The sequence below is a fragment of the Chitinophaga solisilvae genome (genome assembly GCF_009928525.1).
GTDB lineage: Bacteria > Bacteroidota > Bacteroidia > Chitinophagales > Chitinophagaceae > Chitinophaga > Chitinophaga solisilvae.
On the sequence record NZ_JAABOK010000005.1, the window covers coordinates 374,864 to 390,083 of the forward strand.

The 15,220-nt window shown below is 48.9% G+C and carries 11 protein-coding genes and 1 tRNA gene; 7 read left to right on the top strand and 5 right to left on the bottom strand.

Going from position 1 to position 15,220, the window contains the following annotated elements; all coding sequences use genetic code 11:
- The first annotated feature begins 6 nt into the window (after positions 1-6).
- The 3 genes from GWG06_RS12525 to gap all read left to right on the top strand — a co-directional run bounded on the left by GWG06_RS12525 (position 7) and on the right by gap (position 4,965).
- Positions 7-2,871: a DUF6493 family protein gene (locus tag GWG06_RS12525; RefSeq protein WP_160713589.1), complete on the top strand. Its 2,865-nt coding sequence runs from the start codon at positions 7-9 to the stop codon at positions 2,869-2,871.
- A 25-nt stretch (positions 2,872-2,896) separates the two neighbouring features.
- A complete protein-coding gene (locus tag GWG06_RS12530; RefSeq protein ID WP_127043249.1) occupies positions 2,897-3,901 on the top strand; it encodes a GlxA family transcriptional regulator in 1,005 nt (334 codons plus the stop codon).
- Between the two features lie 83 nt (positions 3,902-3,984).
- Positions 3,985-4,965, top strand: a complete 981-nt coding sequence (gene gap / locus GWG06_RS12535) for a type I glyceraldehyde-3-phosphate dehydrogenase (protein ID WP_160713591.1) — start codon at positions 3,985-3,987, stop codon at positions 4,963-4,965.
- Between the two features lie 168 nt (positions 4,966-5,133).
- On the opposite strand, the gene GWG06_RS12540 is transcribed toward gap, so the two are convergent.
- Together GWG06_RS12540 and GWG06_RS12545 are read right to left on the bottom strand one after the other, a co-directional pair.
- The gene (locus GWG06_RS12540; protein ID WP_160713593.1) at positions 5,134-6,735 is read right to left on the bottom strand and encodes an NAD(P)/FAD-dependent oxidoreductase; all 1,602 of its coding nucleotides are present in this window, start codon (positions 6,733-6,735) and stop codon (positions 5,134-5,136) included.
- A gap of 317 nt (positions 6,736-7,052) precedes the next feature.
- Entirely contained in the window at positions 7,053-7,904 is an 852-nt protein-coding gene (locus GWG06_RS12545) for a hypothetical protein (RefSeq protein ID WP_160713595.1), read from the bottom strand.
- Positions 7,905-8,019: 115 nt separating this feature from the next.
- On the opposite strand from GWG06_RS12545, the gene GWG06_RS12550 reads away from it, so the two are divergent.
- A tRNA-Gln gene (locus GWG06_RS12550) sits at positions 8,020-8,090 on the top strand.
- A gap of 121 nt (positions 8,091-8,211) precedes the next feature.
- Here the strand turns inward: GWG06_RS12550 and GWG06_RS12555 are convergent.
- From GWG06_RS12555 to GWG06_RS12565, 3 genes are read right to left on the bottom strand one after another with little or no spacing between them, the layout of a single operon-like run.
- A complete protein-coding gene (locus GWG06_RS12555; RefSeq protein WP_160713597.1) occupies positions 8,212-8,502 on the bottom strand; it encodes a helix-turn-helix domain-containing protein in 291 nt (96 codons plus the stop codon).
- A gap of 7 nt (positions 8,503-8,509) precedes the next feature.
- Positions 8,510-8,764 carry a hypothetical protein gene (locus tag GWG06_RS12560; protein ID WP_160713599.1) on the bottom strand — a complete coding sequence of 85 codons (255 nt, stop codon included), beginning with the start codon at positions 8,762-8,764 and terminating at the stop codon, positions 8,510-8,512.
- A complete protein-coding gene (locus GWG06_RS12565; protein ID WP_160713601.1) occupies positions 8,704-9,774 on the bottom strand; it encodes a hypothetical protein in 1,071 nt (356 codons plus the stop codon). Before GWG06_RS12565 ends, GWG06_RS12560 begins: the two co-directional genes overlap by 61 nt.
- 258 nt (positions 9,775-10,032) lie before the next feature.
- Between GWG06_RS12565 and GWG06_RS12570 the strand changes: the two genes are divergently transcribed.
- The 3 genes from GWG06_RS12570 to GWG06_RS12580 all read left to right on the top strand — a co-directional run bounded on the left by GWG06_RS12570 (position 10,033) and on the right by GWG06_RS12580 (position 15,216).
- Positions 10,033-10,581 carry an RNA polymerase sigma factor gene (locus GWG06_RS12570; protein WP_160713603.1) on the top strand — a complete coding sequence of 183 codons (549 nt, stop codon included), beginning with the start codon at positions 10,033-10,035 and terminating at the stop codon, positions 10,579-10,581.
- 67 nt (positions 10,582-10,648) lie between these two features.
- The gene (locus GWG06_RS12575) at positions 10,649-11,740 is read left to right on the top strand and encodes a FecR family protein (protein WP_160713605.1); all 1,092 of its coding nucleotides are present in this window, start codon (positions 10,649-10,651) and stop codon (positions 11,738-11,740) included.
- A 116-nt stretch (positions 11,741-11,856) separates the two neighbouring features.
- A complete protein-coding gene (locus tag GWG06_RS12580) occupies positions 11,857-15,216 on the top strand; it encodes a TonB-dependent receptor (protein WP_202183007.1) in 3,360 nt (1,119 codons plus the stop codon).
- Positions 15,217-15,220: the final 4 nt, after the last annotated feature.

Sequence of the window (15,220 nt, forward strand, 5' to 3'; positions counted from 1 at the left end):
TCGGGGATGACAACGAAGGATGAATTAACCCGGCTCGTGGAAACCGGACGGAGAGATGATATTGTTCCGTTTCTGAAAAAACTGACAGATGCCGACAAACATGCGTTGATACCCGTACTGAAAGAACTGGGCAACTGGTACAGCGACGTTATTGAAATCCGTCCCGGCAGCTGGAGCACCAGGATGTCGGCGGATCAGGCGTATATACTCGCAGCTGCCTCTTTTGCCTGTTATGATAAAAATACTTTCCGTAAAAGCCTGTGGCTGGTGTCCCTGTTTTCCGGCAGCTGGCTCCGTGATATACTGCCCTGGTATTGCCCCGCCTGGTTTGCCACGCTGATGCAGGAGTTGTCAGATGAAGAAGGGCTCCCCGGCGGTCTTACCTATCCGTTCCTGATGGAAATGGGAGAGCAGGGATGGATCAGCGTCAACCCGGCCCTGGTGGTGAATTGTCTCACCATGGCTATCTTTCCGTATCACGACAAACGGATGGGCTACGATACTTCTGTTCTCTTCCGCTACCCGATAACTATGCAGGAACATTTCTGGTACCTGCTGACATATCCTACCAATATTCATTTCAGCGACCGGTGGCTGCATGTTTCAGATAAAACCGGCGAAGCGCCCAACTGGAAAAGTTTTATCCTGAAATGCAGCAGCAACGGCACGCTGGATCGCCTGCGCCTGCTGGAAGAGTGTCTGAAAACAGCGAACAGGAATTTTAATAAGCTGCTCACCGCCTGGTGGATGGATATCTTCACGGCGCTGGCGCCCACAAAAGAGGAGCTGCTGACTATGCAGGAGACGTTGTTCCTCACGCTGGATTCCCCGCAGAGTAAAGCGGTAAACACCGCGCTGAGTGCCATTAAAACGTTGATGCCGGAAAAGGAATTCGATAGCAGCCCGTTGCTGCATCATCTTCCGCAGGTATTATCTTCCGGTGTGAAATCAGTGCTGGTCACCATTATCAGCATTCTCGAAAAAATGTATAAACAACATCCGCAGCGGGGAGATGAAATCAGCAGCGCACTGGCGCCGGTGTTCGTTTCACGGGAGGAGGTGGTGCAAATCAGGGCAGCAAAGCTGATTGCCCAATGCGGAAGACCGGAAGATACTGTGCTGCAGGATCAGTTGCAGCTGTTCCAGAGTCTGATGCTAACGGAAACGACTAAACTGTTGCGGCAATTTTTTACGTCAGATGTACCGGTAACAACTGCTGCAGATATAACAGATGATGTTGCCCGGCCATTACTCAGTGAGGAAAATCTGATACCGGCTGTGCAGGGGGTGGAAGAACTGATATTTCTGGCCAGCCAGGCGTTTGAAAATAATGCGTCCTGGCACATCGATCAGCTGCCGGCAGCCCTGATAAACCTGCAGCCGGAACTCGCTACAGCAGCGTTGCTGCAGCTGGAACCGGCTTTCCAGCGCGCTTACGCCATTTATTACCTGCATACCGGTGGTAGTGGTATGTCTGATAACATGCTGGCTTTATTTCTCCTGAACGCCGGGAAGATAATGGCGGATAACAGCAGCGACTATACGCAGCAGCTGCGGCAGCTGTCAAACAAAAAACACTGGTGGCATAAACATGCAGAGCTGATACCTTTCCTGGAATGGAAGCAGACATTGCGGTATGAACCAATCATATTCGATCCCTTTTTACAGTTATTATCGCTGGCCCTCCGGAAGATAACGGAGAAGGATACACGCCCGTTGCTGTCAACACCTACGCATACACCCGGATGGATAGACCCTTGTGTGCTGATCCGCCGGTTGCACCGGTACCAGTCGGAACAGGCTGTGCCGGATGATATGGACTGGCAGATAGCCATATCCCGTTGTGCGCTGCAGGATACGCAGGCAGCAATAATGCTGGCGAAAGAACTGTTGCAGGGAGAATACCTGCGGTTGATGCTATTCCTGCTGGATGCTTCCGCGATGCCGCAAGGCCCCTTTACCTTTGCATCCGCCTGGATGCAGGCTGGTCTTACCAAAGCGCCGGCAGTCAGATATGACGCCTTTGCGGCATTCCCCTGGTATAACCTGCCGCCGGCCTTGCTGAGCGGCAATTGCAGCTGGCAGACGTTCAGCGAAAAATACCTGGCCTACGGTGATTATAACAGGGAGAAGAAAAGCTATGAGCGCTATGTGGATCACCGTGCGGTATTACGTATAGACATTCCCGTAGAAGAAGCGGCGCCGCAGCATGAGGTGCGCCTGCTTCAGGAATATATCTGTGACAGCGGACGGCAGCTGTACCTGCATAACGGAGATGTTATGCGTGTTATGCTGCTCATGCCCAATAATCCGGCCTTGCTGCTGGCGCGGATCATAGGCGCCTGTCAGACTTTCTCCGGTGTTTACGAAGTAAGTGAAACCGGTATGGTAACCGCTGCCATACAGGGTTTGCATGAGCTGGATATTGTTCCGGGAGAGATGATACTGCTATTTGTAAGTGCCTGTATGCTGCATGCAGATAAAACCATTCGTGCCTTCGCTGCGGCTTACTGGACTACGCGCGTAACCAGCGGGAAAATAGACAGCCGGCAGCTGGGGAGCATGACAGGGGTGCATGAAAGAATAGGCTGGGCGCCCTTAAAGCGTTTCTGTGACCTGATCTCCGGACATATGTGGCAGATCAGCCGGCAGCATAACCGGGAGCTGGAAGTAATGCTGCAGGCGTGCCTGGAATGTTTCGCCGCAACACCGGTGAAAGACCAGAAGAAACTACTGGAAATATATCACGAGGTGCTGGCGGTGAACAACAGCAGGATCGGCAGTACGGTATTGCCCGGATTGCTGGCGGACTGGGCATCGGGCAGCACCTTGAAAAAAGCAGCCGGGAACCTGCAAAAATTATTACTTTAGTAACCGACAAAGTAGCTTCAATTTTATGCCGCACAAGAAGAAACTGGTTGTTGTCGTACCTATGGAAGGCACTTCCCTGATGAATATAGCAGGACCATGCGATGTATTTACACAAGCCAACAAAGTACTGAAGAATGACCCGGCCACCGCTCACGAAGGATACGAAATTTTAATTGCCGCTCCCGGCAACGGGAAAAGAATTATGACACAGAGTGGGGTGGAAATTGTATGCAACATGTTTACCTCTGATATTAAGCGACCCATAGATACCTTGCTGGTAGCCGGTTTGGGTAAGGAGTTCCTGGAGAATAATCATCAGAAGTATTACAAATGGCTGAAGGAAGTTTATCCGAAATTGCGGAGGATAGGTTCTATTTGTATCGGTGCTTTTGCATTGGCGCGTGCCGGCGTACTGGATGGCCGCCGTGCCACCACGCACTGGCATTACAGTGACCGTTTTCAGCAGGAGCATCCGCTGGTGAAGGTAGACACCAATCCGTTCTTTATCCGCGACGGGAATGTATTTACTTCCGGTGGTATCGCTTCCGGGCTGGATCTGGCGCTGGCGATGCTGGAAGAGGATTATGGCCGGGACCTGGCGCTGGCAGTGGCGCGCAGGCTGGTTATTTACCTGCGCCGGCCGGGGTATCAGTCACAGTTTGGCGGGCTGCTCGGAGAGCAGCGTTATGCGCATACCATCGCCGGCCGCCTGCATGAATGGATGACAACGCACCTGGATAAGGATCTCAGCGTAGAGCAGCTGGCACTGCAGATGAATATGAGCCCGCGTAATTTTGCACGGGTGTTCCTGAAGGAGACAGCACTTACACCTGCCAAATATGTAGAAAAGTTAAGGGTAGATACGGCACGGAGGTTCCTGGAAGAAAGCGATCTGAGTACTGAACAGATAGCCGTAAAATGTGGCCTGGGAAGTATGGTATCTATGCGCAGGGTGTTCCTGAGGCACCTGATGGTATCGCCGAGCGATTACCGGCGTACCTTCCGTACCGCTTTGCAACCGGAAACCTGAGTTGGCAGAAATTGTATATTTTTAGTCATTTGAGACGGATTTTCATTGCGCTATTTTTGTGTTATCACCAAAAATATCAAGCGATGAAAATAGCAATTAATGGTTTCGGCCGTATCGGAAGGATGACTTTAAGAGCCTTGCAGAACAAGGAAAATGTAGAGGTAGTAGCGGTGAATGATCTGATGGGCATTGATATTCTCACTCATCTCCTGAAATATGATACTGCCCATGGAAAATTTCCGGGTGTTGTATCACATACCGAAAAACACATCCGCGTTAACGGAAAAGATATATTGCTGGTAAGTGAAAAGGATCCGGCTAACCTGCCCTGGAAGCAGCTGGGTGTAGATGTTGTGATAGAATCTACCGGACGTTTTACGCAGCGGGAACAAGCCGAAGCGCATCTCCGCGCCGGCGCGCGCCGCGTACTCATTACTGCTCCTGCCACCGGCGGCGTAAAAACGGTGGTTGCCGGCGTTAATGAAGATATAATTACCCCTGATGACGCCATTCTTTCTACCGCCTCCTGCACAACTAACTGTATCGCACCTCCGCTGTTCCTGCTGGAAAATACCTATGGGATAGAATCCGGTTATATGAGCACCGTACATGCCTTCACGATGGACCAGATGCTGCAGGATGGCCCGCACCGTGATTTCAGAAGAGCCAGGGCCGCCACGCAGTCTATCATCCCTACCACCACCGGTGCCGCCAAAGCTATCGGCGATGTACTGCCCGGACTGAAAGGTAAACTGGATGGCTTCTCTTACCGTGTTCCCGTCATAGATGCTTCCATTGCGGAATTATCGCTCAATCTCAAAAAGCCTGCGTCTGTGGCAGATATCAACAACCTCTTTAAAACCTATGCCAGCGGCTCGTTGCAAGGCATACTGGAATATACCGAAGAGCCTCTGGTATCCGCAGATATTATCGGTAATACCCATTCTTCTATCGTTGACGGCACTCTCACCAGAGTGATCGGCAACCTGGTGAAAGTAGTGGCATGGTATGATAATGAAGTAGGGATTTCGAACAGGATAGCGGAGTTGGTAACGAGGATTTAATTACGAATTACGAATTGCGAATTACGAATGATGAATTGCGAGTAAGACTCGAAGATAAAAGCGAAGACCGAAGCAGATACATATCGCTTCGGTCTTCGCTTTTATCTTCGAGTCTTACTCGCAATTCATCATTCGTAATTCGCAATTCGTAATTCGTAATTAAAAAAATCACTTCTTCTCTTCATGGTATTCCTGCTCTGTATTAATAGACCAGATGTTTCCTTTGGTCTTAATACCAGCGGCGATATTATCTACGGCAACCATGGCGGTAAGCATGGAGTGGTCGGAGTTGTTGTATTTGTGCATACCGTTGCGGCCAACGAGGAAGAGGTTTTCGAAGGTGTCGATATAGTTGCGTACTTCGTCGAAGCGGTTATAGGTGCCGAAGTAGGCGGGATATGTTTTTTCCATTCTGAGTACAGTGGCGTCGAGTACGTCTTCTGTGCGTGCGAGACCGATCTGGCAGAGTTCTTTGATGGCTGTCTGGCGGATTTCCTCATCGCTGAGTGCCCAGAAGTCGTCGCCTTTGTTACAGAAGTATTCCATTCCTACCCAGGTGGTATCCGGGTCTTTTACCATGTAGGGGCTCCAGTTGTTGAAGAGCTGGAGGCGGCCTACTTTCACATCCTTTTCCTGGATATAGATCCAGGTGTCTTTCAGCGACAGGGCTTCATAGGCGCCTGTTTTGGCGTTCTGCCAGCTGAGATTTTTAAGTAGTATGCCAATGGTGATGAAGTCGCGGTACTGGAGCCCGGCTGCGATTTCACGGATATCTTTGGGTACGTTTGCCTGGAGTCCGGCCACGAGTTCCTGTACGGGCATGGTAGAGAAGAAGTAATCGCCTTCCAGCAGGATGGTGGCGCCGGTGGTGCGGTCGATGGCTTCCACGGCGGTGACACGGTTGCCGGAGGTGATGATGCGGGCAACATCATGCTGCATAAGGAGGGTAGCGCCCTGGGAGGTTACCTGGTGGGCTACTTCTTCCCACAGCTGACCGGGGCCGTGTTTGGGATAGAGGAATTGTTCTATCAGGCTGGTCTCTACATTTTTCTGTTTGATGTCTTTGGGTTTGCTGGCATTCCAGGCTGATTTGGCGGCATGTGCAATGGCTTTGCCTATAGAGATACCTTTGATGCGCTGAGCGCCCCATTCGGCAGATATTTCGTTACAGGGCACTCCCCACACCTTTTCCGTATAATGTTTAAAGAAGAGGTTGTAGAGGGTTTTACCGAACCGGTTGATCATAAAATCTTCCAGCGTTTTTTCATTTTTCCGTGGGAAAGCCTGTGCCTGCAGGTAGGAGATCATGATGCTGATGGTGGTGATGATACCTAATTTGCGGAGGGTATCTACGGATAGCTGAATGGGATAGGTAAAGAATTTATGGAGGAAGTAGATGCGGGAGAGTCTTTTTCTCACCAGCATTATCAGGTCCGGGTTTTCAGCGACGAGTGTATCGGAATCATTTTTTTTCTGGGGAATTTTTACTTCTCTGGTTTTTTGCTGGTAGCTGATAGTGAATATTTCAGCGGCTTCTTTATCGAGGGGCATAACGGTCATCCACCAGTCCATGACGCGGTCTGATTTGGAGAAGAAGCGGTGGCCGCCGATATCGATGCGGTTTCCTTTGTAATTAACCGTTTTGGAGATGCCGCCTATATCAGTACTTTTTTCGAGGATTACCGGCATTACATCCGTGCGTTGGAGTAACTCATAGGCAGCAGTGAGTCCAGCAGGTCCTGCGCCGATGATAATAGCTTTCTTTTGCATGAGATTACATGGATTGTTGAGTGAATGGTTAGATGGGCGTACTGTCGGATGATTTTCACGTTCGGTGAAAGTGGTTACAGGATGTCAGGAATTGGCGGGGGGCACCCCGTACGTGCAGATGGTTAAATTGACTCGTTGTTGGCATATCTTAATGGTTTATCACAGGAAACTTCCGCAGGGAAGGTTACCTGTTATTCTTGAGGGCATATTCCAGGGTTGGCAGCAGATGCTAAACTTTTGCTGCATATACAATTATAACTTATACTACTGAAATGAGATTTCAGCGTAGGGGAAAGGCAGGCGGGGCCTGGGGTGGATCAGAATTTATGTTTCCAGAAAAGGAGGGCGGCATCTTCGCCTTCGCTGATGGTGATATATCCCTGGTTATCGGTGGAAATGGTGATGCCTTCGCCCTGTGGTTCCGGCGTGTAAGGCAGTTCAGTAGCGGGTCTGGCCATGGCCTGCTCTACCGTTTCGTCGTTGCTGCGATGCCAGTAATAGATGCTGGTGAGGGTTTTGATGACGATATGATGGCCATCTTTGGAGATGTCGCCGGCGGTAACCCATGTGTAGGGGAGGGTGATGAGTTGCTGCAGGGTGGCGTTATCGCCGTCGCGGAAAAGGAGGTTATCTGTTTTGTACAGGCTGATATGTTTTTCTCTTTTGCTGAGCAGATAGATTTTTTTGCCGATGGGGTCTATCATGAGGGATTCTGCATCCCGCGGGCCGTTGGGGAATTCAAGGGTAAGTATGTCAGGCCTTACAGACACTGATTTTCCCGGTAATACCGCTGGCTCTTCGAAGCGGTAGATGCGGATATGTTTTCTTTTAGCTTTGTTATCGCCGATATCACCGACATAGACATAGTGTTTATTTTTCGCCGGGCCTATGCCTTCGGCAATATCTTCCCAGTCGCGGTTGCTGACATCCTGCAGATGGCATGTGCTGATGATGCGGGCCTTACTGTCCAGCAGAAATACTTCCGGTTTATTGCCGCTGTCATTATGCGTCCAGTAGCATCCGGGCAGCGTGCTGCTGGAGGCAATTCCGGAGGCTTCTGTGAGCTTTGCCGAACGCACATGACCCAGGGTCACCGATTGGATGGATTGGGCGAAAAGCGGGCCTGTAATGGTCATCAGGCATGCCAGTATGAATGTAATTGACCGCATAGGAAACTAAATTACTGAAAACCGGTTACACTTGCAGAAAGGTTTTTTTCAGATTTTCTGACATTTTTTTGTTTGTTTGATAAAATGTTATAATTTTGCCGTCCTGAATCGATGATGCCTGATAGTATAACGGTAGTACGACAGACTCTGACTCTGTTTGTCTTGGTTCGAATCCAGGTCAGGCAACAAAAAAAAGCTGAAATCTTATAAGAAAGATTTCAGCTTTTTTATTTTCTGTATCCCGAAAATTTTTCCGGAAACTCAGGAAGGTAAAAATATCTGGCAGCTGCTTACCACCAGATGTCTGCTATCTGATGGTAGAAAATATCAGTTTATGAAAATCGGGGAAAAGCTCATGGAATTTAGCGCGGGCTTCCTCATTCATATCTGTTTCAGGATTAACCGCCAGCAAGGTAATAACTCCCGGATCGGTATCCAGTGATGCCGCAATCTTTTTGAGATTCTCTTCACTTGGCCTGGATTTCTCTGTTTCAATCGCTGAAAGCGCGGCATCGGAAAGCCCTGCTTTCTGTGCCAGCTGGGATTGCGTTAACTGACGTTTTTTACGGATATCTACTATTGCTTTTCCCCAATTCATATTTACATTATTTTTTTAGTATGTGTTCAGCCACGAGCGCTGCATTTATCAGGAATTTACCTATCAGGGGAATCCACAGATCCCAGTTTACAGGTTCATCTTTCTTTTCAAGATCCAATCTGATAATTGTTAGCAGCTGATGAATTTCCTGTTCGTTGGCAGTCAGGCTTTCCTGTTGTTCTAGTTTGTAAAGAGCGATGGCTATGCGGCCTTGTAATACGGATTTATCGATGTTAGTTGCTGATATTTTAATATCTGACATGTGCGTGTTTTTTGAAACGTCTTGAAAAATGTTTTTCCTGAAAAAGAGTGGTAAGGAAAAACATGATCAGCGTCTTTGCCATCATATGTCGAAATGCGGACAGGTTTTAGAATAGTACGGATTAATGAGCGTAAATCCAGCCGAAGCTGGCTGCGCAGGCGTCTATGTAAACTTCTGCGTGTAACCACAGCTTTTTTTCTGACCGTTTTTACAGCCTGCAGTGCCTCTGTCAGCAGCTGTATTACAAGTGCTGATTGTTCTGCTGTATCAGTTACTGCTGCTTCGTATTCAAAATTCTCCCATAACCGGAAAGAGGACAGCAGCGGCAGCGGAGGTGGCGGTGGAGGTAGTGGCGGTGTATTTACTGAAAACCCTGCCAGTATCGCCGGCACTGTATCCAGTATATCGGCTTTGCGTAATTTTATTTTCTGACCAGCAATTATACCTGACTGCCTTTTGTTTTTGTCGGCAGTAAGAATGTTTACTATGTCTGTGATTCCTGCTATCCAAAAATAATCAGATGGAACAGACGTGATTAATTTTTTAGCCGTTTGAAACGGTAAGTTGCTTAACTGCCTGTTGAGCTTTGCTTCCAGCACAACAATGTTATCAACGAAAATATCGATCTCATTAAGCTCTCTGGTAATTTTAGTGAAACGTTGAAAAGAGCCGGCAGGAAGAATAAAATCACGGTTTGAATACCGACTTTCAATGGAACAAGACGATTCATGCCCATAAAGTCTGGAAAACCATTTTTCAAGTTTAATAAATTGAGATAAAGCAGGCTTTATTTGAACGCTATCAACGAAATAATTGTGGTTAATATAATACCCCGGTAGAGTTGTCTTCTTCTGATGGAAATACTCCATCGAAGCTTCATTTTGCTTGATGTCTAGTATAGAATTGTTACACTGAAAGTTCTTTTCCGTTTTGCCAAAACAGAATAAGGGAGGTTCATATTTGCATAAACCACGCTTATGATCCTGTAGATTTTTATCAGAACTTTTCATAGTTTTTTCTTTCAGGACAAAGATATAGAAAATGTTTCACAAAGTAAAACTTTGTACAAAGTTTTACTTTGTGAAACATTTTTAAATTATATTAATTTACATCTATATACATATTTAATTTATTTGTATGAATTGTAAGTAATTCATATTTGATATAAAGTGGAAGAAGAAATAATTGCTTTGCGCTGCTATTTACCGGCGTAAGAGTTTAAATAATTCCTTTTTGTTTTGATTATCTTTCTGCGGCAACCACCAAACATGTCAACGGCAGCAACAAACAATACATACTGGGAACAGGTGCGTCATGGCGACAAACAGGCATTGTTTGCCCTGTACAACAATACCTATCCCCACCTGCTGCGGTTCGGATTAAAGCTCTGCGGAAACGACGAGCTGGTAAAAGATTGCATCACGCAGCTGTTTCTGCAGCTGTGGGGCCGGTGGCAGCAGCTCAAACCCGTGACTAACGTACAGGCATACCTGTTTACAGCGCTGAAACGCCATCTGATCGACCAGCTGGCCTATCAGGCGAGGACACATACCGCCGTCAGCAACTGGTCGGAGAACGAGGAAAATGAATTGTCCTATGAAGAAATCATTATCCGTGTGCAGCAAGACGAAGAAGTGCGCGCCCGCCTGCACCGCGCCATGAAGTCGCTCACCCCGCGGCAGACGGAGCTGATCCGCCTCAAATTCTTTGAAGGACTCACCTATGAACAGATTGCCGACCGTACTTCCCAGACGGTAAAAACAGCCTATAATACCATCTATGATGCGGTGAAAACCCTGCGCCGCCTGCTGAAATAAATTTTTTTTCATTTCTCTTAGGAAATCATTCCGGTTTTCCCGTCTGTATATCTAAAGGGGCTTATACATGGATTTCCGGGATTACCAGGCCATAGATTTTGCATGCGATGAATCTTTCCAGCGATATTGTGTGGAAGATAACGACGCCGATATATCCTTCTGGGAAGGCTGGATACAGCAACATCCCGGAAAGGCGGCGGAAACGGCGGAAGCCCGCCGCCTGGTGGAATTACTTACTGCCAGGCAGGGTGGCCGGCTGGAACAGCTGCTGCATCTGAAATCCGGACTGGATCACTATGACTTATTACAGGCCCTCACAGCGGAGCCTGTAGCCGGTTTATCCACACCGGAACCATTGACGTTACCATCCCCGGCCCCCCGTTTTGGTCCTATTCTCAGATATGCGGCGGCGGCAGCGTTGCTGCTGGCGGTTACAACCGGAATACTGCTGACGCGGTCTTCCCGGCAACCGCAACAGCAGATGGCTGCCGCTATCAGCGCCGGTAATGAACCACGGAAAACAGTGGTGCTGCCCGACGGCTCTTCCATCATCCTCAGACAGCACAGCGAAGTGGCCCTCGCACCGGGCTTCAACACTACCAACCGGGAACTCACCCTCACCGGCGAAGCCTTCTTCGATGTGGCCCCCGGCGCCAGACATCCGTTCATCGTGCATACCACCCTGGCCGATATTACGGTACTGGGCACCGTTTTTAACATTAACGCCTGTACGGAAATGTCCGGAATAGAGGCCTCCCTCTTTAAAGGAAAAGTAGAGGTAGCCTGGAAAAACAACCGGCAAAAAAAAATCCTGCTGCTCCCCAACCAGAAAATCGTCATTAACGGAAACGGACAAACGACAGCCGGTACAGATTATAAAGTAATTCCGCTGGATGCAGATCCGGTAAATCATAAAGCAAAAGAAATCAACTGGGTACGCAACCGCCTGGAGATCGAAAATGAGCCGCTGGCAGATATAGCGGCCAGACTGCAGCAATGGTATGGTATCCGTATCGCATTTGCCGATGAAGAAGTGAAGCAGTACCGCTATTCCGGCACCTTCGAAAGTGAAACAATTATCAAAGCGCTGGATGCCCTGCAGCTGTCCTATCCTTTCAGTTTCAGGATGGCCGGCGACAGTATCATCATCAGCAGGTAAACAACCGTTAAATCATACTCTGTCAACCAAAAAGAAAGGGAAGTGCGGACACACTTCCCCCTTTAGTGGCCAGCAAATGTCGTGACATGATCATTAACTAAACCAACACCAAAGGTATGGTAAAACTTGTATTCCTGGAATGGAAGGGAAAGGCTGTTCCCGCCAGCAAACTGCTGCTAACTATGAAATTAACTTTAATGCTGTTTCTCCTCTGCCTGCAGGCGCAGGCAGTTTGTCTCGCACAGAAGAATATTACCCTGCAACTCAGAGATGCCGGTATCCGGCAGCTGCTGAAATCAGTAGAGCACCAGACGGACTACCGCTTTGTGTTCCACGATAAAACACTGCCGGAAGATAAAAAGGTAACCATCACCGTTAAGAACGCCTCCCTGGATGCCGTACTCACACAGGCTTTCACGGGAACTCCCCTGCACTATACCCTCCGGGAAGACGGACTGGTTGTTATCTATGCCGGCGCTTCCGCAGCCACCGCGCCTGCAGATATCATCATAAAAGGAAAGGTAAAAGGAGCAGATAATCTGCCGCTGCCCGGCGTTACCGTACGTGCCGACGGCTCCGCTGCCGGTACCCTCACCGCTACCGACGGTACCTTTACCCTGCATGCCCCGGATAATACCAAAACACTCCGCTTCTCGCTCGTGGGCTACGCTCCCCAGCAGGTGGACGTATCGGGCCGGCAGGAAATCAATATCACCCTGGAAGAAGATGTAAAAACACTGAACGCAGTAACAGTTACCGGCTATACGAATTATACCCGTAATAAATCAACTGCCGCCTCCGGCGTCGTAGGCGCGGAAAAAATAGGGCAGGTGCCCATGGCTACCTTCGATCAGGTACTGCAGGGCCGCGTACCCGGTCTGGTTGTATCTGCCGGATCCGGCCAGCCTGGAACCAGCGCCAGCGTTACGTTACGCGGGGTAGGTACCATCAATGGCAACGCTTCTGTGCTCTACGTAATGGATGGCATCCCCATCGAAGCCGGCGTATTTCAAAGTATTAACCCTGCAGACATCGCCTCTGTAACGGTGCTGAAAGACGCTTCCGCCAAAGCCCTCTATGGCTCCCGCGGCTCCAACGGCGTTATCGTCATTACCACCAAAAAAGGAAAATCCGGCCGGATGAATGTGGAATATAAATCCCAATACGGCTTCTCCAATATGACTACGCCCAAATTCCAGATGATGAACGCTGCACAGCACCTGCAGTATGAAGAGGAATTAGGACTGGAAACCGGCGAAAGCTACGGCCCCGGCTGGGATTATTCTCCCAGAAATCCGGAATATGCGGGCAAGACACCGGAAGAAAAAAGAGAAGCGGATCGTATCCTGGACAGCCTGCGTAATACCAATACCGACTGGAGAAAAATATTTACGCAACACGGAAAATTCCAGGAACATCAGTTAAGCGTAAGTGGTGGTAACGACAACGTACGCTTCTATACCTCGCTGAATTATTTCGATCAGGAAGGTATTGCCAGACGCTCCGGCCTGAAACGCTATTCCATCAAGAATAACCTCGATTTCAATACCGGCCGTTTTTCTGCCAACGTTAACATGGGCATCGGCTATTCCACTTCCAGCTTTATTGAAAGAGAAGCCTCTGCCAACGGCAGCAATATGCTGGCAGCTATATACTATGCCCTGCCTTATGAATACCCCTACGCGGCTGATGGTACGCTGGTAACCAGCGGTAATACAGACATATATCCCGTACTGGACCAGCGCGAAGGCAGCAACGCCCTCGACGCCCTGCTGAATACCAGCAACAAGGACAATCAGCTGAAAGGAATACTCAGCGCCTCCGCCAATTACCAGCTGGCAAAAGGACTCGTTGCAAAAACAAGGCTGGGTATAGATTTCCGGGAAACTACCACGGAAAGATATATCAACCCCGATTCCTATACCGGCGGTAACGTAACCACGGGCGAAAAAGGCAGCTTCGGTGAAGGTGTAACCCGGAATGTTACGCTTATCACCACCTCCGGACTGACTTACTCAAAACTGATTGCAGACAGACACGATTTTGAAATATCCGGTTTCTACGAATTCACTAAGAATAATTACAGAACATTTGATTATACCGGCTACGACATTGAGCCCAGGCTACCTTCTTCACCGGTAGGCATTACGCCGGGATCGCCGTATCCTGCGCTGCTGCACGGAGGCCGTACCCAAAGTGCCCTCGCTTCCTGGATGACGGTAGGCCGCTATACCCTCGATGAAAAATATACGTTGAACGCCAGCTTCCGCTACGACGGCGCTTCTACAGTACCTGTCAACAACAGATGGCACGGCTTTTACTCTGTCGGTTTAGGATGGGAAGCTAAAAAGGAAAACTTCCTGAAGAACGTGGATTTCATCAATGACCTGCGTTTCAGGGTCAGCTATGGGACCACCGCCAGTCCGTTTACTGCTAACGGCGCCTATGCCTACGTAGCCGCCTATACGACAAAACAATACGGCGGCAGCCGCGGTACGGTGCCTTTACGGCCAGCCAATAATAACTATGACTGGGAGTACGCCAAAGAGTTCAATGCCGGTTTCGACCTGGGATTGTGGAACAACCGTATCCGCATCGTAACGGATGTATACAATAAAGTGACCAACAACCTCTTCATTGAACAGGAGCTGTCTATTACCTCCGGTTTCTATACCATGCTGCTGAACTCCGGCGCCATGCGTAACCGCGGTATAGAAACTGATGTACAGGTAAACGTGCTTAAAACAAGAGATATCAGCTGGAACATAGGCGCCAACTTTGCCTACAATAAAAACGTGGTAACAGATCTGGGCAGCGCCAATGAATTCCCGCAGCGCAACTCGCAGATAGTGCGCGTAGGACTGCCCTATGGATCGCACTACGCGCCCAGATGGGCTGGCGTAGATCAGCAGACGGGCGACCCGCTGTATTATGACCGCAACGGTAATAAAACCAGCGACTACAATGAAACAGCGCTGAGCGTAGCAGAATTCGGTACCTATGTACCGCCGTTTACCGGAGGCTTTAATACTGCTTTCTCCTGGAAAGGCATCTACCTCAATGCCTTGTTTACCTTCGCTGCCAAAACCATGCGCTACCTGAATGAGGATTACTATAATGAAAATCCATCCTTCGCCAGCAGTAATCAATCCGTACGTATGTTATACGACCGCTGGAAGAAACCTGGCGATAACGCGCTGCTGCCCCGGTTTGATTCAAAACGCGGCTTCTCGTCCAAAGACATACAGGACGCTTCTTTCCTGCGTTTACGTAATCTCAATATCGGCTATAATTTCCCTAAATCATTGCTGTCGCGCATCAGATACGTACAGGGCATACAGGTGTTTGCACAGGCGCAGAACCTGCTCACCTGGACAAAGTGGAAAAGTTTTGATCCGGAAAACAATTACGGAGAGGGCGTATTTGATTACCCCAGTGCAAGAACCTACACTTTTGGTCTGAATGTAAACTTCTAAAATC

Bases quoted from the DNA above. Each gene is read 5' to 3' on its own strand.
- GWG06_RS12525 (WP_160713589.1), top strand. From the start codon at position 7: ATGACAACGAAGGATGAATTAACCCGGCTCGTGGAAACCGGACGGAGA.
- GWG06_RS12530 (WP_127043249.1), top strand. From the start codon at position 2,897: ATGCCGCACAAGAAGAAACTGGTTGTTGTCGTACCTATGGAAGGCACT.
- gap (WP_160713591.1), top strand. From the start codon at position 3,985: ATGAAAATAGCAATTAATGGTTTCGGCCGTATCGGAAGGATGACTTTA.
- GWG06_RS12540 (WP_160713593.1), bottom strand. From the start codon at position 6,735: ATGCAAAAGAAAGCTATTATCATCGGCGCAGGACCTGCTGGACTCACT.
- GWG06_RS12545 (WP_160713595.1), bottom strand. From the start codon at position 7,904: ATGCGGTCAATTACATTCATACTGGCATGCCTGATGACCATTACAGGC.
- GWG06_RS12555 (WP_160713597.1), bottom strand. From the start codon at position 8,502: ATGAATTGGGGAAAAGCAATAGTAGATATCCGTAAAAAACGTCAGTTA.
- GWG06_RS12560 (WP_160713599.1), bottom strand. From the start codon at position 8,764: ATGTCAGATATTAAAATATCAGCAACTAACATCGATAAATCCGTATTA.
- GWG06_RS12565 (WP_160713601.1), bottom strand. From the start codon at position 9,774: ATGAAAAGTTCTGATAAAAATCTACAGGATCATAAGCGTGGTTTATGC.
- GWG06_RS12570 (WP_160713603.1), top strand. From the start codon at position 10,033: ATGTCAACGGCAGCAACAAACAATACATACTGGGAACAGGTGCGTCAT.
- GWG06_RS12575 (WP_160713605.1), top strand. From the start codon at position 10,649: ATGGATTTCCGGGATTACCAGGCCATAGATTTTGCATGCGATGAATCT.
- GWG06_RS12580 (WP_202183007.1), top strand. From the start codon at position 11,857: ATGGTAAAACTTGTATTCCTGGAATGGAAGGGAAAGGCTGTTCCCGCC.